This is a genomic window from Croceimicrobium sp. (assembly GCF_965228705.1).
In the GTDB taxonomy this organism is placed as follows: Bacteria; Bacteroidota; Bacteroidia; order Flavobacteriales; family Schleiferiaceae; genus Croceimicrobium.
In genome coordinates this window covers 3,754,043-3,769,226 of record NZ_OZ245832.1, presented here as the reverse complement: position 1 = coordinate 3,769,226, position 15,184 = coordinate 3,754,043, and the positions used below count along the sequence as shown (strand labels likewise).

The 15,184-nt window shown below is 43.5% G+C and carries 18 protein-coding genes; 13 read left to right on the top strand and 5 right to left on the bottom strand.

Translation table 11 applies throughout. The features are described 5' to 3' along the window. The first annotated feature begins 37 nt into the window (after positions 1 to 37). On the top strand, positions 38 to 268 hold the full coding sequence (locus ACO05P_RS16870; RefSeq protein ID WP_210757844.1) for a hypothetical protein: 231 nt from the start codon (positions 38 to 40) through the stop codon (positions 266 to 268). On the opposite strand, the gene ACO05P_RS16865 is transcribed toward ACO05P_RS16870, so the two are convergent. The 3 genes from ACO05P_RS16865 to ACO05P_RS16855 are packed head-to-tail and all read right to left on the bottom strand — an operon-like array spanning position 265 to position 1,443. Further along, positions 265 to 639 (bottom strand): DoxX family protein, encoded by a 375-nt coding sequence (locus ACO05P_RS16865; protein WP_421752687.1) that lies wholly within the window; start codon positions 637 to 639, stop codon positions 265 to 267. The two genes, ACO05P_RS16870 and ACO05P_RS16865, sit on opposite strands and share 4 nt — an antisense overlap. A 10-nt stretch (positions 640 to 649) precedes the next feature. Further along, entirely contained in the window at positions 650 to 1,111 is a 462-nt protein-coding gene (locus ACO05P_RS16860) for an SRPBCC family protein (RefSeq protein WP_421752686.1), read from the bottom strand. A gap of 2 nt (positions 1,112 to 1,113) precedes the next feature. After that, positions 1,114 to 1,443, bottom strand: a complete 330-nt coding sequence (locus ACO05P_RS16855; protein ID WP_421752685.1) for an ArsR/SmtB family transcription factor — start codon at positions 1,441 to 1,443, stop codon at positions 1,114 to 1,116. Between the two features lie 885 nt (positions 1,444 to 2,328). Here ACO05P_RS16855 and ACO05P_RS16850 point away from each other — a divergent pair. The 5 genes from ACO05P_RS16850 to ACO05P_RS16830 all read left to right on the top strand — a co-directional run bounded on the left by ACO05P_RS16850 (position 2,329) and on the right by ACO05P_RS16830 (position 6,506). Then, a complete protein-coding gene (locus ACO05P_RS16850) occupies positions 2,329 to 2,757 on the top strand; it encodes a hypothetical protein (protein WP_421752684.1) in 429 nt (142 codons plus the stop codon). Between the two features lie 115 nt (positions 2,758 to 2,872). Continuing rightward, positions 2,873 to 3,607, top strand: a complete 735-nt coding sequence (locus ACO05P_RS16845; RefSeq protein WP_421752683.1) for a hypothetical protein — start codon at positions 2,873 to 2,875, stop codon at positions 3,605 to 3,607. A gap of 104 nt (positions 3,608 to 3,711) precedes the next feature. Beyond that, a complete protein-coding gene (locus ACO05P_RS16840; RefSeq protein WP_421752682.1) occupies positions 3,712 to 4,125 on the top strand; it encodes a hypothetical protein in 414 nt (137 codons plus the stop codon). A gap of 465 nt (positions 4,126 to 4,590) precedes the next feature. Beyond that, on the top strand, positions 4,591 to 5,844 hold the full coding sequence (locus ACO05P_RS16835; protein WP_421752681.1) for an alpha/beta hydrolase-fold protein: 1,254 nt from the start codon (positions 4,591 to 4,593) through the stop codon (positions 5,842 to 5,844). 41 nt (positions 5,845 to 5,885) lie between these two features. Next, entirely contained in the window at positions 5,886 to 6,506 is a 621-nt protein-coding gene (locus ACO05P_RS16830; protein ID WP_421752680.1) for a carboxypeptidase-like regulatory domain-containing protein, read from the top strand. A 324-nt stretch (positions 6,507 to 6,830) separates the two neighbouring features. Here the strand turns inward: ACO05P_RS16830 and ACO05P_RS16825 are convergent, their stop codons facing one another. Continuing rightward, complete coding sequence (locus ACO05P_RS16825) at positions 6,831 to 7,046, bottom strand: hypothetical protein (protein ID WP_421752679.1); 216 nt, start codon at positions 7,044 to 7,046, stop codon at positions 6,831 to 6,833. Positions 7,047 to 7,919: 873 nt separating this feature from the next. On the opposite strand from ACO05P_RS16825, the gene ACO05P_RS16820 reads away from it, so the two are divergent. The 7 genes from ACO05P_RS16820 (at position 7,920) to ACO05P_RS16790 (ending at position 13,789) form a co-directional block, all read left to right on the top strand. Then, positions 7,920 to 9,278, top strand: a complete 1,359-nt coding sequence (locus tag ACO05P_RS16820) for an MATE family efflux transporter (protein WP_421752678.1) — start codon at positions 7,920 to 7,922, stop codon at positions 9,276 to 9,278. After that, entirely contained in the window at positions 9,256 to 9,813 is a 558-nt protein-coding gene (locus ACO05P_RS16815) for a biotin transporter BioY (protein WP_421752677.1), read from the top strand. Before ACO05P_RS16820 ends, ACO05P_RS16815 begins: the two co-directional genes overlap by 23 nt. Continuing rightward, positions 9,800 to 10,867, top strand: coding sequence for a glycosyltransferase family 4 protein (locus ACO05P_RS16810; protein WP_421752676.1), 1,068 nt, complete (start codon positions 9,800 to 9,802; stop codon positions 10,865 to 10,867). Before ACO05P_RS16815 ends, ACO05P_RS16810 begins: the two co-directional genes overlap by 14 nt. Continuing rightward, entirely contained in the window at positions 10,864 to 11,964 is a 1,101-nt protein-coding gene (locus ACO05P_RS16805; protein WP_421752674.1) for a DUF1972 domain-containing protein, read from the top strand. The genes ACO05P_RS16810 and ACO05P_RS16805 overlap by 4 nt, the downstream gene beginning before the upstream one ends. After that, the gene (locus ACO05P_RS16800) at positions 11,961 to 12,839 is read left to right on the top strand and encodes a cation diffusion facilitator family transporter (protein WP_421752673.1); all 879 of its coding nucleotides are present in this window, start codon (positions 11,961 to 11,963) and stop codon (positions 12,837 to 12,839) included. Before ACO05P_RS16805 ends, ACO05P_RS16800 begins: the two co-directional genes overlap by 4 nt. A 53-nt stretch (positions 12,840 to 12,892) precedes the next feature. Further along, positions 12,893 to 13,525: a Crp/Fnr family transcriptional regulator gene (locus tag ACO05P_RS16795; RefSeq protein ID WP_421752671.1), complete on the top strand. Its 633-nt coding sequence runs from the start codon at positions 12,893 to 12,895 to the stop codon at positions 13,523 to 13,525. 63 nt (positions 13,526 to 13,588) lie between these two features. Continuing rightward, complete coding sequence (locus ACO05P_RS16790) at positions 13,589 to 13,789, top strand: YgaP family membrane protein (RefSeq protein ID WP_421752669.1); 201 nt, start codon at positions 13,589 to 13,591, stop codon at positions 13,787 to 13,789. A 36-nt stretch (positions 13,790 to 13,825) separates the two neighbouring features. Here the strand turns inward: ACO05P_RS16790 and ACO05P_RS16785 are convergent, their stop codons facing one another. Continuing rightward, the gene (locus ACO05P_RS16785; protein WP_421752667.1) at positions 13,826 to 15,184 is read right to left on the bottom strand and encodes an exopolysaccharide biosynthesis polyprenyl glycosylphosphotransferase; all 1,359 of its coding nucleotides are present in this window, start codon (positions 15,182 to 15,184) and stop codon (positions 13,826 to 13,828) included.

Here is a 15,184-nt window from a genome sequence, read left to right as displayed (position 1 = left end):
GAAATTTTTTATATATTTCAGTATCAACCCCATAGCCATGGAACTACCTCACTTTTTACTCGCCGACAATACCGATACCCCTGATAATCTCTACATTATCCACACACAATACCCCCGCTTTATTTGGGACATCTACGGCGACGACGTAGAATGGCTCGATGAGCTGGAAGGGGAAGAAGAAGAATTGGTGAATGAAGTAGCCTCTTTGATGGAAACCGCCGAGGCTTTCTTCGAAAGGGAAATGCAAAGGTTGGAGGCTGAGGCTTAAGCTTTAAGCCTGCGCGACTCCGGGCGGAAATACCAGGAAAGTACCGTTAAGACCAATAATAAGCTGGGGCCGAAAAATTCCATTGCCGGATCATTGACGGCCCAATGGGAAATTATTGCCCCCGACATGGCGATAAAGAAACCGGCATAAGCCCATTCTTTCAATAAAGTGGCCTTGGGTATTAAGACTGCTATCACTCCCAATAGTTTCCAAACTCCCAGGATAATCATGAAATAGTCGGGGTAGCCCAAGCGCTGCATCATGATTTTTTCTTCATCTATTTGTAGGATTTGTACCAGGCCAGAAGATACCATACCCAGGCTTAGCCAAATGGTAGCGATCCAATAAATAATTTTATCTCTCTTTTTCATATTAATTAAATTACTGAGTCATTAAATTTTGAAGACGGTCGTGGGCCATGCTTAAACCGGATGCAAATGGCATCTGCAGCAATTGATCCCTAAAAGCCTCGGAGCGAAAGATGATTTGCATATTCAATAGACTGGAATGCTCAGAGAGACTTTCAAATTCTAAGAATTCCAATTGGGCAGGAAAAGGAGTACCTTCCATTTGAAAGGTGCGAACAATTTTGCGGTTCATTTCAATTTCGTGAAAAGTGCCATTGGCGCTAAATACCACCTTGCCGCTAGGATCTGTGGTTTCAAATCGATAGCTACCATGATCTTCGGCTTCCAATTTTAGGACTTTGGTGCCCATCCATTGGGCAAAAAGATCAGCTTCAGTAAAAGCCTTGAACAAGAGTTCCAGCGGTAAATCAAATTGCCGACTAATTACAATTTCCTGTTGCCCTTGCCCTGCTTTCACTTGTGTTTTTAATTCCATGCTTAGGATTTACTTTTGGATTGATACTGCTTCATCACTGCTTCCAACTGATCGAAACGCGCTTCCCACATTTTCCGGAAGGGCTCAATAAAATCGCTTACCTCCTTCATCTTATCCGGATTGAAGTAATAGAGGATTTCACGCCCCTGTTGCTTTTGCTCCAGTAAATCGCATTCGTTTAGGATGCGGATATGCCGGGATATGGTTTGACGAGTAGCATCAAAATTTTCGGCAATGGTACCGGGTGTCATGGCCCCGGCTGCCACCAAGCTAAGGATGGCTCTTCGAGTGGGATCGGCTATGGCTTGAAATACATCTCTACGCGTTTCCATTGTGCAGCTATTTGACTGCAAATATACATGAAGCTATTTAGCTGCGGAATGATATTTCATATTTTTTTGAGTGAGAGTTCTTTCCAATTGGAATATTGCGCAAGAATTGATGCTCAAGCGAAAATCCATAATCAGGTTGGTCCGCCCCAAGTAGCAGCGGTCCAAAGGAATTACCTATTAGGGGCCTTGCTTTTTTGTTTCGTTCTGGGTGATACTTTTTGCGTTTTCCAAAAAGTAACCAAGTTGCCCGCCGCTGTTCCAGTACCGAAGTTGGGCAGAATCCTTCACTACACATTACTCCTTCTAAAAACAATAACTCGGAGCTCCCGGCACCTGAGCAGCGATAGCCCTTCGCAGGGTAGCACTTAGAACTCAAATTCATTTGAAAGAGAATTCCCAAACCAAAGAATAACATCAATCTGGCTGGCCCGACCCAAGAAGCGACGGTCCAAGGGAATCGCCTTTCAGAGGCCTTGATTTTTTGAATACTTTTTCAAATGCCTTTTTAATTTTCAATGGAATTTAAGAGCTCAGGCTTGAAGCCTTCGGTTGTATCAAGAAAAAAGTATCAAATAAAACCCAGAACCCTAAGGTCCTGAGGACATTCCAGGATTCTATCCTTACTAAAATTAAGAACTTACCTTGCATGCTAAACCCTAAGCTGCACCATGTCCAAATTCCATTTGAAATTATTCCTAGGCCTAATCATGATCACCTCCTTAATAGGCTTAGTCATAAATCCAATTGCTTTAAAGACTGAGCAATCAGAAACGATGATCTGGCAAAGCGGAAAGCTAAATCTATCCTCCTTTTTATTCATCCTAATTTTTCTTCTAAGCCTTCTTTACTGGTTCTTTGCACTGAAAAGAAAAAAAGCCTAGAAACTTGAAAACAGATTTTGAAATAGAAGACAATTATGCCGTTCTACTGGCAGGAACTCATCTTGACCTTCACAATAATTTCGACTTTCAAGGGCTCACAAAAACGGGTGATGATATCCTAATCCGATTTCAGAAAACAAAAAGCGATTGGCTTAAAGTTAAAGTACCTGATGTCCTATACTTTCACTGCATGAATGTGTCCTACCAATATTATGTTGAAGGAGATGAACAAGCTTTAAAGGAGGATGCCATAGGACTGAGCGACATCACTTTTTTTCCTTCTGAATCGAGAATGATCAATGACAGCTTAAGACTACAGTCTAATCCCGAAGATAAGGACGATATAATATTATTTTTTGAGGATGGGAAGGTCATTCGAATTGGCTGCAGCGAAATAAAGCTTATCACTGAAAAACTTGAACCTGAAAAATAACAGACCTATTAGCAATAAGGCTATGGCGCCCACTTCTAAATTATCTTTAGCTTGAGATACTTTGAAAAAAAACAAATGCCTCCTTATTCAAAATCAAAAGCCTGATCCTGAACCCGTGATGAAATTATTCTTAGGCCTTATTCTCTCCTGTTTCCTACTTCAAACTACTTGCGGACAATCCCTTCATCAAGAAATCTATGCCAGTCCCCGTGATTTTGCTCAAAAACTAAATGCTTCTTTCGAAAAGGGTGATCAGCAAATCTTTGAATCCTTTTTTCAATCCTGGCATAAATGGTCTTTAGAAAAAGATTCCAGCGCAAAACAGCGCACAGCAAGCTTTGTAGACAGCATTTTTCAAATGGCTTACCAACCTTTTGATTATACCATATACAGCTGGAAGTCAAATCGCAATCCAAAGGAATCTAAATATCTAATTCTGCCAAACCTTATTCCTATTTGCATTAAAGATTCCATTTACCTCAGCTCCTTAGATTCGCTGAAAACCTGCGGTCGAAATTCGAAATCACTGCACTACAGCCCCTCCCTAAGTTTTGATTCTACTAAGGTGATCTACGACAACCCTTACTATACCAGTGTACTACGGATTTTTCTAGAAGAAGACTATCTCGATAAATCATACTTTCTTTCAAGCTGGATTAATTGTCCACCAAATGCTAGTCCGAAAGAGTTTTCAAGTCCTCCCATAATTATAGGTTGCCAAATCAATAAGAAAGTAGATAATGTAGTGGTGCACCTAAAACTATCCAACACTGAATTTTACTTGCATTTAACTAAAAATGATAAGACTTGGAATATGGAGGTTTTACCTTATAGAGTAATGCATGATTAAGATAAACCCCTTTCATCCAACTAGACTAGCGGTAGCCTTATTAGTAATCAGTCATTTACCGTTCATAGCATTATACATAGACCTTGAGCCCAATATTTCCTAAAATGAAACGCCTTTTATACTGCATCTTTTTCATCCTAAGTGCTACACCTAATTTCGCACAGATTATTGTCATCGAAAATGTTGGAAGCTATGACAGAAAGCAGAAATATGAATTCTTGGTATCCAATGATTCCATTGATGTGAAGCTTATCGATGGTTCCTACTATGGCAACATTGAGGCTTCCAATTTCCAAAATTTCGCAAAACGAGTTAAGCAACTCGGGATCCCAAAAGTTAGTCATGCCAATTTAAGCAAGGCCTCTTTCCATACTTGGATGATTACAATAATAACTGGAACTAGCTATCAGGAATATATCCTTACCGGAAAAGAGGAAACCATTCATTTTGTTAATGAAATGATAGAGGAACTAATATCCGCTCATTTGAAGAGTGTTTTGGAAGGACTTAAGGATTAATAAAGCAAGGGGTTATCCTACGATGGTTTTATCATGAACTAAAATCTTTGCCTTCTATTTTCTTAACTCCAAGCTTAGCTGGTGATCGATCGAATCCTTCACTAAATATCACTTTTACCAAAAAACAATATTTCGGAGCTCCCGGCACCTGAGCAGCGATAGCCGCTCGCAGGGTAGTACTTAGGACTCAAATTCGCTTGAAAGAGAATTTCCACCCCAGGAAAAACATCAATCAAGCTGGCCCAACCCAAGAAACGGCGGTCCGAAGGAATCGCCTCTCAGGGGCCTTGATTTTTTGGATACTTTCTTATCAAGAAAAAAGTATCAAAGCACCTTAACACTTTAAGCTTCTAAAAAACCCGAAATTGGGCAGTCTAAAAGTCCTTTACCTCTAGCAAGGCTTCGCTGTCCAAAAGGTTTAGAGCATTACAACACGAATTGAAAACAAAAACTTTAATCAATACCATGACTAAAGGATTAATAAGCACCCTAAGCTTTGGACTCCTACTATTCTTATCCCAACTAAGCTTGGCTCAGGTAGACCAAAATCCAGTATTTCTGGAAAAGACAGGAATACTCGACAGTTTGTATTCCGAGATACTCAATGAGTCTCGGAAGGTATATATCCAATTACCTTCTGGCTTTGATCCTTCTAAAAATCAAAAATATCCAGTCGCCTATATTTTAGACGGTGAGGTATTCCTGCCCACGGTAAATGAGATTCAAAATTATTACAGCGGTGGCTTCACACCGGAAATGGTATTGGTGGGAATTGTGAGTGGCTCAAACCGGGTGCGTGATTTAACGCCTTCGAAGATCAGCAGTAAATATGGCATGCCCTTTAATCAAGAAAATGGGGAGGCGGATACATTTCGGCGGTTCCTCCAAAAGGAGCTGATTCCTTTTATTGAAAGCAAGTATCCTGTTACGAACTACCGTACCTTAATCGGTCACTCCTATGGTGGGCTGTTTACCATCGCTACATTAATAGAGCAGCCAGATCTATTTGCGAACTACTTAGCGATAGACCCCAGTTTGGATTGGGATAATCAAAAACTACTGAAAAGTGCTAAAGAGCAATTGGGATATCATAAGTATAAGAACAAAGCCTTATTCCTTTCTTTGAGTGGTCAATTGCACATGCAGAATTCGCAAATCACTATCAACAATGTGATGCAAGACAGTTCTGACTTCACCTTGTTCGCTCGCTCTAATATCAGCTTTAGAAATCTGCTTCAAGATAATGCGGCAGCTGGCTTGGCTTTTGACTGGAAGTTTTACCCTAACGACATCCACGGTACCGTTCCCCTGCCTTCAATTATGGATGGAATGATTTCCATTTTTAAATGGTACCAAATGGAAAACACCGATCGAATCAACTCCTTCGACACACCCAAAGAAGAATTGTTTTCAATTATTAAGTACCGAGAAAAGAAACTCCAAGAACACTTCGGCTATGCTATGCCTCCTTATCCAGAAGAGCTTTTGAATATGTCTGGCTACATGAATATGGATATGCAAGCACTGGAAAAAGCCAAAATGTTTTTTGAATTAGCGATGGAATACTATCCACAAAGTGCCAATGCTTACGATTCCATGGCCGATTACTACGAAGCTAGTGGTGATTTTGCCCAAGCTCTTGAATATGTCCAAAAGGCTGCGGAATTGAGTGATGATCAATATTATAAAGATCGAATTCAAGAATTGCAGGCTAAATAAAAATGGCTGAACCGGATCTATCGACAAAGTCTAAAATTCAAATGAAAAACTATCTAATTCTTCTCAGCCTCTATTTTGCGCTTCCTTGCTTTTCGTTTAGCCAAACCTTAGAATTAAAAGGATTGATTATAGACTCCATTGAAATGAATGGCATTCCAATGGCTAAGCTTAGACTTATTCAAGATGATTCCGTTTTTATTTCCAGTCTAACAGATTTTGAAGGTCATTTTACTATCAAAAACCTAAAAAAAGGAGTGTATGAACTCCATATCCAAGCTTTAGGCTACAAGGATTGGAAAAGCACAATCGACCTGAAACTTCCAGTTACAAATATTCAGTGCAAATTAACTGAGGACACATTTGCCCTTGAACCCCACACCATCAATTGGGGAGAAGGATTTATACTGATTCAAGACAGTTTAGGAAACTCTTTTTGCATTGATGGATCAAAGAACCAGCTCGACTCCCTTGGTATGAAACAAGGCCCTTGGGTAGAGTATTTCATGGATTATTCAGACACGAACAGCCCTTTCACTATCGGGCAAAAATTAGGGGAGGGTGAGTATCAAAATGACAAGAAACAGGGTAAGTGGATTTACTTTTTACCAAATGGTGAAATAGACCGGATTGAGTATTTTGAAGATGGGTTTCGCTCTGATTGATGGCACTTATTCCAAAGCACCGCTAAACACTCTTTGTTCATTGCATTACTAAACTGCCCTAATATCAGTGGCCCAAAAGGATCGCCTTTCAGAGGCCTTGATTTTTTGTTTCATTTTAGGTGATACTTTTTGCATTGGCCAAAATTATCCAAGCTGTCCGCCGCTGTTCCAGCTCCGGAGTTCGGCAGAATCCTTCACCTAACATTGCTCCTTCTAAAAACAATAATTCGGAGCTCCCGGCACCTGAGCAGCGATAGCCCTTTGCAGGGTAGTACTTAAGACTCAAATTCATTTGAAAGAGAATTCCCAACCCAAAGAATAACATCAATCCAACTGGCCCAACCCAAGAAGCGGCGGTCCGAAGGAATCGCCTCTCAGGGGCTTTGATTTTTTGGATACTTTTTCAAATGTCTCTTTATTTTTCAATGGAATTTGAGAGCTCAGGCTAGAAGCCTTCGGTTGTATCAAGAAAAAAGTATCAACCAATCCATTATTCCAAGACTTCATTTCTAAAAAAATGCTCTTTGATACTTTTTGCATCGGCCAAAATTATCCAACCTGCCCGCCGCTGTTTCAGCTCCGGTAGGCGGGAAACCCTAGGCCTTTCCCTAGGTGATTTTTGATTCCGAGCCTTCTTCAAAACCGTTCTTCGCTTTTCGCTTTATGCTCTTTCAGCCGCCGGCGGACGTAATTCCGCGAAGCTCAGAACTATCACTGAGGAAAGGCCGGATCTTCCAAATGTTAGTAGCTACAGCACATGGTGTTCAGAGGAATCCTTCACTAAATATTACTTCTACCAAAAAACAATATTTCGGAGCTCCCGGCACCTGAGCAGCGATAGCCCTTCGCAGGGTAGTACTTAGGACTCCAGCTCAATTGAAAGAGAATTCCCAAACCAAATAAAATCATCAATCCAACTGGCCCAACCCAAGAAGCGACGGTCCAAAGGAATCGCCTTTCAGGAGCCTTGATTTTTTGCTTCGTTTTTTATCAAGAAAAAATGAAACATTAAGTGCATCCACCCAAAATTTAAAGCCATAAACGACCCAAGCTTCTGTGGTCTAAAGAACCGACCGAAGGTCCAGGTAATTTTGAATCGCCTTCAAGCTTCCTTGATCTTTTGGATACTTTTTCAAATGCCTTTTTAATTTTCAATGGAATTTGAGAGCTACAGCTTCGCTTCCGGTTGTATCAAGAGAAAAGTATCGACAGTATAAAAGGAACTTAAGAGCTCGGGCTAGAAGCCTTCGGTTGTATCAAGAAAAAAGTATCAATGAAAAAAAGAAATTTAAAAGCTAGCATTAAGCTTTTCTCAATCCCTTCGTCTAAGACCTGCCATTAGCAATTTCTTAAAACCTTAATCCGGCCGCAAGGGACTTCATTTAACTACTTTTGCAGGCTTTCTTTTCTCTCATGACCTATAAAGAGCACTTCCGAAAAAACATAGAACTCGCCTGGCCCGTAATGTTAGGGCAAATTGGTCACGTTATGGTGGGCCTGGCCGATAGCATCATGGTAGGAGCTCTGGGAACGGTAGCCCTGGCTGCTGGTGCCTTCGCCAATTCGGTATTTGTGGTTCCCATGGTTTTTGGAATTGGCCTGGCTTTTGGCCTTACCACTCCGGTAGCCAATGCCGATGGAGAAAAGAAACCTGAAAAAGCGCGCAGTTACCTCAAACATGGCATTTACCTCAACACCGGGATTGCCCTGCTTATCTTTTTTCTCTTATTAGGACTGGAGCATTTCCTGCATTATATGGGTCAAGAGCAAGAGGTATTGGACACCGCCCGCCCCTATTACCGTATTATCTGTCTCAGCTTGGTTCCCTTACTCACCTTCCTCACTTTCAAGCAATTTGCCGAAGGTTTGAGCGATACCCGCATGGCCATGCTGATTAGCCTGGGTGCCAATCTCCTCAATATTGGCCTCAATTATCTTTTAATCTACGGCCATTTTGGATTTCCGGCCATGGGATTAGCTGGTGCCGGTCTAGCCACCTTAATTGCGCGGATTATCATGGCCCTCACCATGGCGATCTACGTATTCCGTAAACCCGCATTTAAGGTTTACACCCAAGGTATTCAATGGGCCCAAACCCAATGGAGCCACTTCAAAAAACTCTTGGACATTGGCGTGCCATCCGGTTTACAGTTCATCTTCGAAGTTTCGGCCTTTGCAATCGCTGCCGTAATGGCCGGTTGGATTGGTGCCGAGTCTCTTGCGGCCCATCAAATTGCGATTTCGCTGGCCTCGGTAAGCTATATGGCAGCTAGCGGCATTGGCGCCGCGGCTAATGTGCGGGTTAGTAATCAATTGGGAGCCGGGAATATACCTGCCCTGCGCATGGCGGCTCATACTAATTTTGCCTTGATGCTCATTTTAATGTCCATCGCCGGACTGGTATTTTTCTTTGGTCGCCACCTCCTGCCCACCTTCTATTCCAATGATCCGGTGGTAATTGATCTGGCCGCCCAGCTCCTTATTGTAGCGGTAGCCTTCCAACTTTTTGATGGTATGCAAGTGGCGGTTTTGGCAGCTTTGAGAGGACTATCCGAAACTCGGATCCCCACTTTAATTGTCATGTTTTCCTATTGGGTAATTGCCCTCGGAAGCTCCTACTATATGGGCTTTGAACTAGAATGGGGTCCACTTGGAATTTGGTATGGATTGGCCTTAGGCTTGATAGTCGCCTCCAGCTTATTAACTTGGCGCTTTGAAATTAAGAGCAAACAACTCCTAGCCCTTCATCATGCTGAAAAACACCAATTATAAACTGGCCCTGGGCGTATTAGTCACCATCCTCATTCTGGCGCCCTGGAGTTTAGATTTAGGCTTTATCCCCCTTACCCTGCAAACCCTCATTATATTTATCGGGGCCAGTCTCTTACCCTGGCGGACCGCCATTATAGTGGTAGGGGCCTATTTGGCATTGGGAGCTTTGGGCCTACCGGTATTTGGACATCACACTTCAGGCTTTGCTAAATTATACGGGGCTACCGCTGGATTTTTGTGGGGTTTTGTGGCTTGCGCCGGATATGTCGCCTATGCCAGTGGCCGACAAGAATTTCACTTTTTCCGCGCCATTCTAATTTTCCTGAGAGCCCATCTCCTATTATTGATCCCGGGCTTCGCAGTGCTCTATTACTATATGCCTGGCGCCGACCTTTGGAACACCCTTATTCACCTTATCCCAGGTCTAATAATTAAAAGTTTAGTGGGCGGAGTAATCGCAGCACAATTAAGAGCTAAACTGGTTCCGGTTTCTGATCAAATTGCTAGCTTAGAAGAGCCGAATGAAAGCGATTAAAGTTCTCTTTGTATCCCGTCCCAACCTCTACAGTCAAGCTGGGGGAGATACAGTCCATGTAGAGCAAAATCGTCAATTTCTGACTAAGGCCGGCGTTAAATGCGACTTTTGGGATGGCCATCAAAATCCCAAAGAATACGACCTAATTCACTTTTTTGGCTTAAGCCGACCCGCTAATGTATTGCCCCTTTTAAAATCGGGTATTCCATTAGTGGTATCCAGCATATATGTCGACTATAAACAAGCTGATCGTAAAGCATCCGGCCTGAGAGCCTTTTTGCAAAGAACCTTCGGACAGCATGCTTTGGAATACCTAAAACTTATTGCCCGGAGCTTAAAGGGCCGCGATAAACTGCCCGGCTTAGACTACTTAATGGAAGGACAACGCGGTAGCATCCAAAAGATTCTCAATCGCTGCGATCACCTCATTACGGCCAGTAATGCGGAACTGGAAATACTACGCAAAGACTTCACTTATGAAGGTGAACATTCGGTAGTAAAATTAGGTACTGAGCATCTTCCGCCATTAAACCCTCCACGGGAGAAAAAGGATGTATTATGTGTGGCTCGCATTGAACCTCTTAAAAATCAATTAGCCCTGATCGAAGCCCAAAAAGGCAGCGATTGGAAATTACATATCATCGGTGATGCGGCTCCGGCCCATCAGGCTTATCTAAAAAAATGCAAGCGCGAAGCCGGGCCCAAAGTATTGTTCCAAGGAGCACGTAATCATGAAGAATGCGCCTCCATGTTCAATAAAGCCAAGGTGCACGTCTTGCCCTCACACTATGAAAGCACTGGCTTATCCAGCTTGGAAGCCTTGCATTTTGGTTGTCAAATTGTGGTGAATGATCATCCTATTAATCGAGAGCTTTTTGAAGACCAGGCCAACTTCGCCAAAGTAGAAGACCCTGAAGATTTAAGGCAGGCTATCAATAAGGCCTTAATGCAAAAAGAGGATCACAGCGAATGGCTTAAAGAAAACTTCAGCTGGGCTAAGGCCGCCCGCAGCATTCTGGCCATTTACCTAAAAAATCAAAAAGGGGGCGCATGAGGATAGGAATCATCGGCACCCGTGGTATCCCCAACCTTTATGGTGGATTTGAAGAATGCGCCCAGCAATTAGGGCTGAGGTTAGTAGAAATGGGGCATCAAGTATGGGTCTACAATTCGCATCGCCATCCCTATGACCAGAAAAGTTACCAGGGCATTGAGATCATCCACAAATACGATCCCGAACATCGCTTTGGCACCATTGGCCAATTCATCTACGACCTCAATTGCATGATCGACAGTCGCCAACGTAAGTTTGATGCCATCCTCCTTTTAGGATATACCAGCAGCTCCGTATGGCAAAGACTGCTCCCTAAGCGCAGCCTCATACTTTGCAATATGGATGGCTTGGAATGGAAGCGCAGCAAGTACAGCCCTCGAGTTCAGAAATTTTTAAAATACGCTGAGAAATGGGCCGCAAGGCGCAGTGATATCCTCATTGCCGACTCCAAAGTGATTCAGGAATACCTGGAATCGCAATACCCCAATGACACCGTTTTCATTCCCTATGGAGCGGATATCTTCAAAAAGGGAAATCCTGAAATTTTGGACGCTTATGGCTTAGATGCGGGAGATTACAATTTATTGGTAGCCCGCCTCGAACCGGAGAATCATATAGAAATGATCCTGCAAGGCGTGGTGCAAAGTGAAAGTCAACGCCTGATGTTGGTAGTTGGGAATCACGACACCCCCTATGGTGAATACCTCAAAGAAAAATTTAAGGATGCCCGCATCCGCTTTGTTCGGGGCACCTACAAAAAGGATAAGATCAATAACCTACGCTATTACAGTCATTTGTACTTCCATGGCCATAGTGTAGGCGGCACCAATCCCAGCCTCTTAGAAGCTATGGCTTGCGGCTGTTCCATTGTGGCACATCGCAATCGCTTTAATTATGAAGTTTTGGGGGAAAACGCTTCCTACTTCAGTGATCATATTGATGTAGCAAATCACCTGGACCACATGGATACGGAGGCCGTATTTAAGGAGCGTATTCAGGAAAATCGCCGTCGGATTGAGGAGCGCTACAATTGGCAGTTAATTGCGGAGGAGTACGAAATCACCATGCAACAAGGCCTAATTCGCAAGCGGCCATGAAAAGCGACAGCCAAAAAGCAAAATCTGCCGCCTGGCTCAGCTTTACCGTAAATCTATTTATGGCCATCATTAAGGGTTTGGCCGGTATTTTCGGAAACAGCGCCGCCTTAATGGCCGATGCCACCGAAAGCATTAGCGACCTCTTTAGCTCCTTATTGGTGATTGCCGGACTCAAATACGCCCAAAGACCGGCCGACGATAATCACCCTTATGGTCACGGAAAAATTGAAGCCCTGGTCACCTTTGGTATCACCTCCCTATTAATTGGCTCGGCGGTAATTATTGGTTTGCGCTCCATCGATTCTCTGCAAGGCGAAAATCCTGTTCCGGAAGGTTTTACCCTCTATGTGCTCCTATTCGTAATTGCCATAAAAGAAGGCTTCTATCGCTATCAAAAAAGACAAGGCGAAAAAACGGGTAGCTCCTCCTTAATAGCAGATGCCTGGCATCATCGTTCGGATGCATTGAGCTCTGTAGTAGCATTGGTAGGGGTAGGTATTAGTCTATGGGGTGGCGAGGCCTGGGCTATGGCCGATGAAATTGCTGCCATGCTCACCAGTATTTTAATCATTTACAATTCCTACCTCATCCTTCGTCCGGCTTTGGGAGAGGTAATGGACGAACACCTCTACCCTGAACTCGAATCAGCCATTCGCCAATCTGCTTTGGAGGTTGATCAGGTCTTGGAAACCGAAAAATGCTTCATCCGCAAATATGGCTCCGGCTATCTGGTAGATCTTCACATTGAAGTGAATGGAGAATTAAGCGTTCGAGAAGGTCATGCTATCGCACACAAGCTTAAGGATCATCTTACTCAGGTATATCCACAAATTCAGGATGTGCTTATTCATGTTGAACCCAGCACATCTGACTAATATCATTTTCTGAGGCAAGGAGAACAGCTACCTTGGATAGCAAATCCATGCCCATGCAATTACGCGAGCAACTCAAACAAAGTTTAGCCGGTCTTAGCCCTCAATTAATTGATGAAATCAGCCACGAAGGCACCTATGCCAATTACACCGCCGGCACCGAATTATTGCGCGAAGGCCAATATGTAAAGGTGATTCCCCTAGTAATTAAAGGCAGTATTAAGGTTATGGCCGACTTCGACGAAAAGGAGCTCCTTCTTTATTACATCCGTTCGGCCCAAAGCTGTGCTCTATCCTTCTCCGCAGTGTTAGAGAATTCACCCAGTCAAATAAAAGCCTATACTACCGAAGAATGCGATGTATTGCTGCTTCCGGGAGATGCCGTAAAACGCTGGACCAAGCAATACGAGGACTTTAATAAGCTCTTTTTCAATCAATATCAATTGCGCTATTCGGAGCTATTGGAGACTATACAATCCTTGCTTTTTGGTCGCATGGATCAACGTCTAATGCAATACCTCAGCGATCATGCGCAGGCCCATCAAGGTCAGCCCATAAAAATGTCGCATCGCGAAATTGCCCGTGATTTGGGTAGTGCCCGTGAGGTTATTAGTCGCGTAATTAAGAAGCTCGAAAACGAAGGAAAGGTAGAACAGCGCAAAGAAGGCATAGTGGTTTTGGAGCAGTAACTGCGGTTACTGCACAAACTTGGCGAAGGTTCTAGTTTAGCTCTACAATCCAAATGAAATGTTATGAAAAAGAACATGAGCAACGCCGACCGTCTTATTCGCCTAATTATCGCCGCCGTAGTAGCCTACTTGTATTTTAGTGGCATTATTGGCTCCACCCTGGGCATCGTATTAATGATATTAGCAGGTATTTTCGTCCTCACCAGCATCATTAGCTTTTGCCCGCTTTATCGCCTTTTCGGAATAAGTACTTGCAAAGTCTAGATATGGAAAAGCCAGATTCTTTAGGGTCTGGCTTTTTTAATTGGTTTTAGACCAACTAGCCAGCGTTCGTAAGATGATACTCAGATCGAGCAGCAGGCTCCAATTCTCCAGATAATACACATCAGCACGCACCCTGGCTTCCATGGAGGGCAAATCATGCTCCCCCTTATAGCCCTGCACCTGCGCCAAACCGGTTAAGCCAGGTTTCACCAAATGCCTGAGCATATAGCGATCTACCAGATTGCGGTATTCTTCGGTATGAGCAATCATATGCGGTCTGGGTCCTACCATCGACATCTCTCCTCCTAAAACCTGAAAAAGCTGGGGCAATTCATCCAAATGCCAACGCCGAATAAATCGTCCGAAAGAAGTAATGCGGGGGTCTTCGGCTTTCGCCTGATGCGTATCCGATTGGGCATTCAGGGCCATACTTCGGAACTTGTAAATCACGAATTCCTCCCCACGATAACCACTGCGTTTCTGCTTAAAGAAAATGGGACCGGGTCCTGATAATTTTACCCCAATCGCTAGAATTGGAAATAAGAGAGGCAGGCAAATCAAGATTAAGAGCAAGGAAAAAAGGATATCAAAACTGCGCTTCAACCAGCGATTATGCCATTGCTGTAAGGGCTCGGGCCGGAAGCTTAATACCGGTAGATGATCGTAAAAATCAATGCGCATGCTCTTCATGGGAGGCATACCCAAATCAGGCAGGGCTCGGAAATTCATTACATGCTGATCCGCCAAACGGTACAATTTCCCAAATGCGGCATGACCAGGATTTAAGGCCACAAACAATTCTTCACCGGGAGATTGTTCCAGGTAAGCTTCCAGATCTTCCAGGCTATCCGATTTATCGATGCGAAAGCTTCGAGACACGGCAATTCCTAATTCCGGATTGCGCCCCACCAACTGAATGAAATCATCAAAGGCCCGTCCTTCACCCACCAAAACTACGGTTCGCAAAGGCCGTGATCTTCGTCGGAAGGAGCGTAAAAAACGAAGGTAAAAGAAATGCCAAGGTAAAATAGTGAGGGCCACACCGCTATAGAAATACACAAAGAACAAACGGCTGTACTGCTCACTTCGCTGCAAGGCCACCAATAAAAGAAGTACTACAAAAAGGTGACCGATAAAAACATTAAAGGTTTTGGATACCGATTGACGAGGCTCGGGCTTTAAAGCCAAATCATAGGTTCGGAAAATAAAGCTCAATACCAACCACAGCAAATTTAGGATCAACCAAAGCTGTAGGTAATAGTCGTAATAAGGTGTATCGAAAAAAGGCAAATCCCGAAAGCGCTGCCAGGCCGCTCCGAAAAATGCAGCATTGAGGAGGGCAAAGTCCCCCAGTAAAACCAGAAACTGGCTAAGTCGATTGTGATTGGCAGGCAT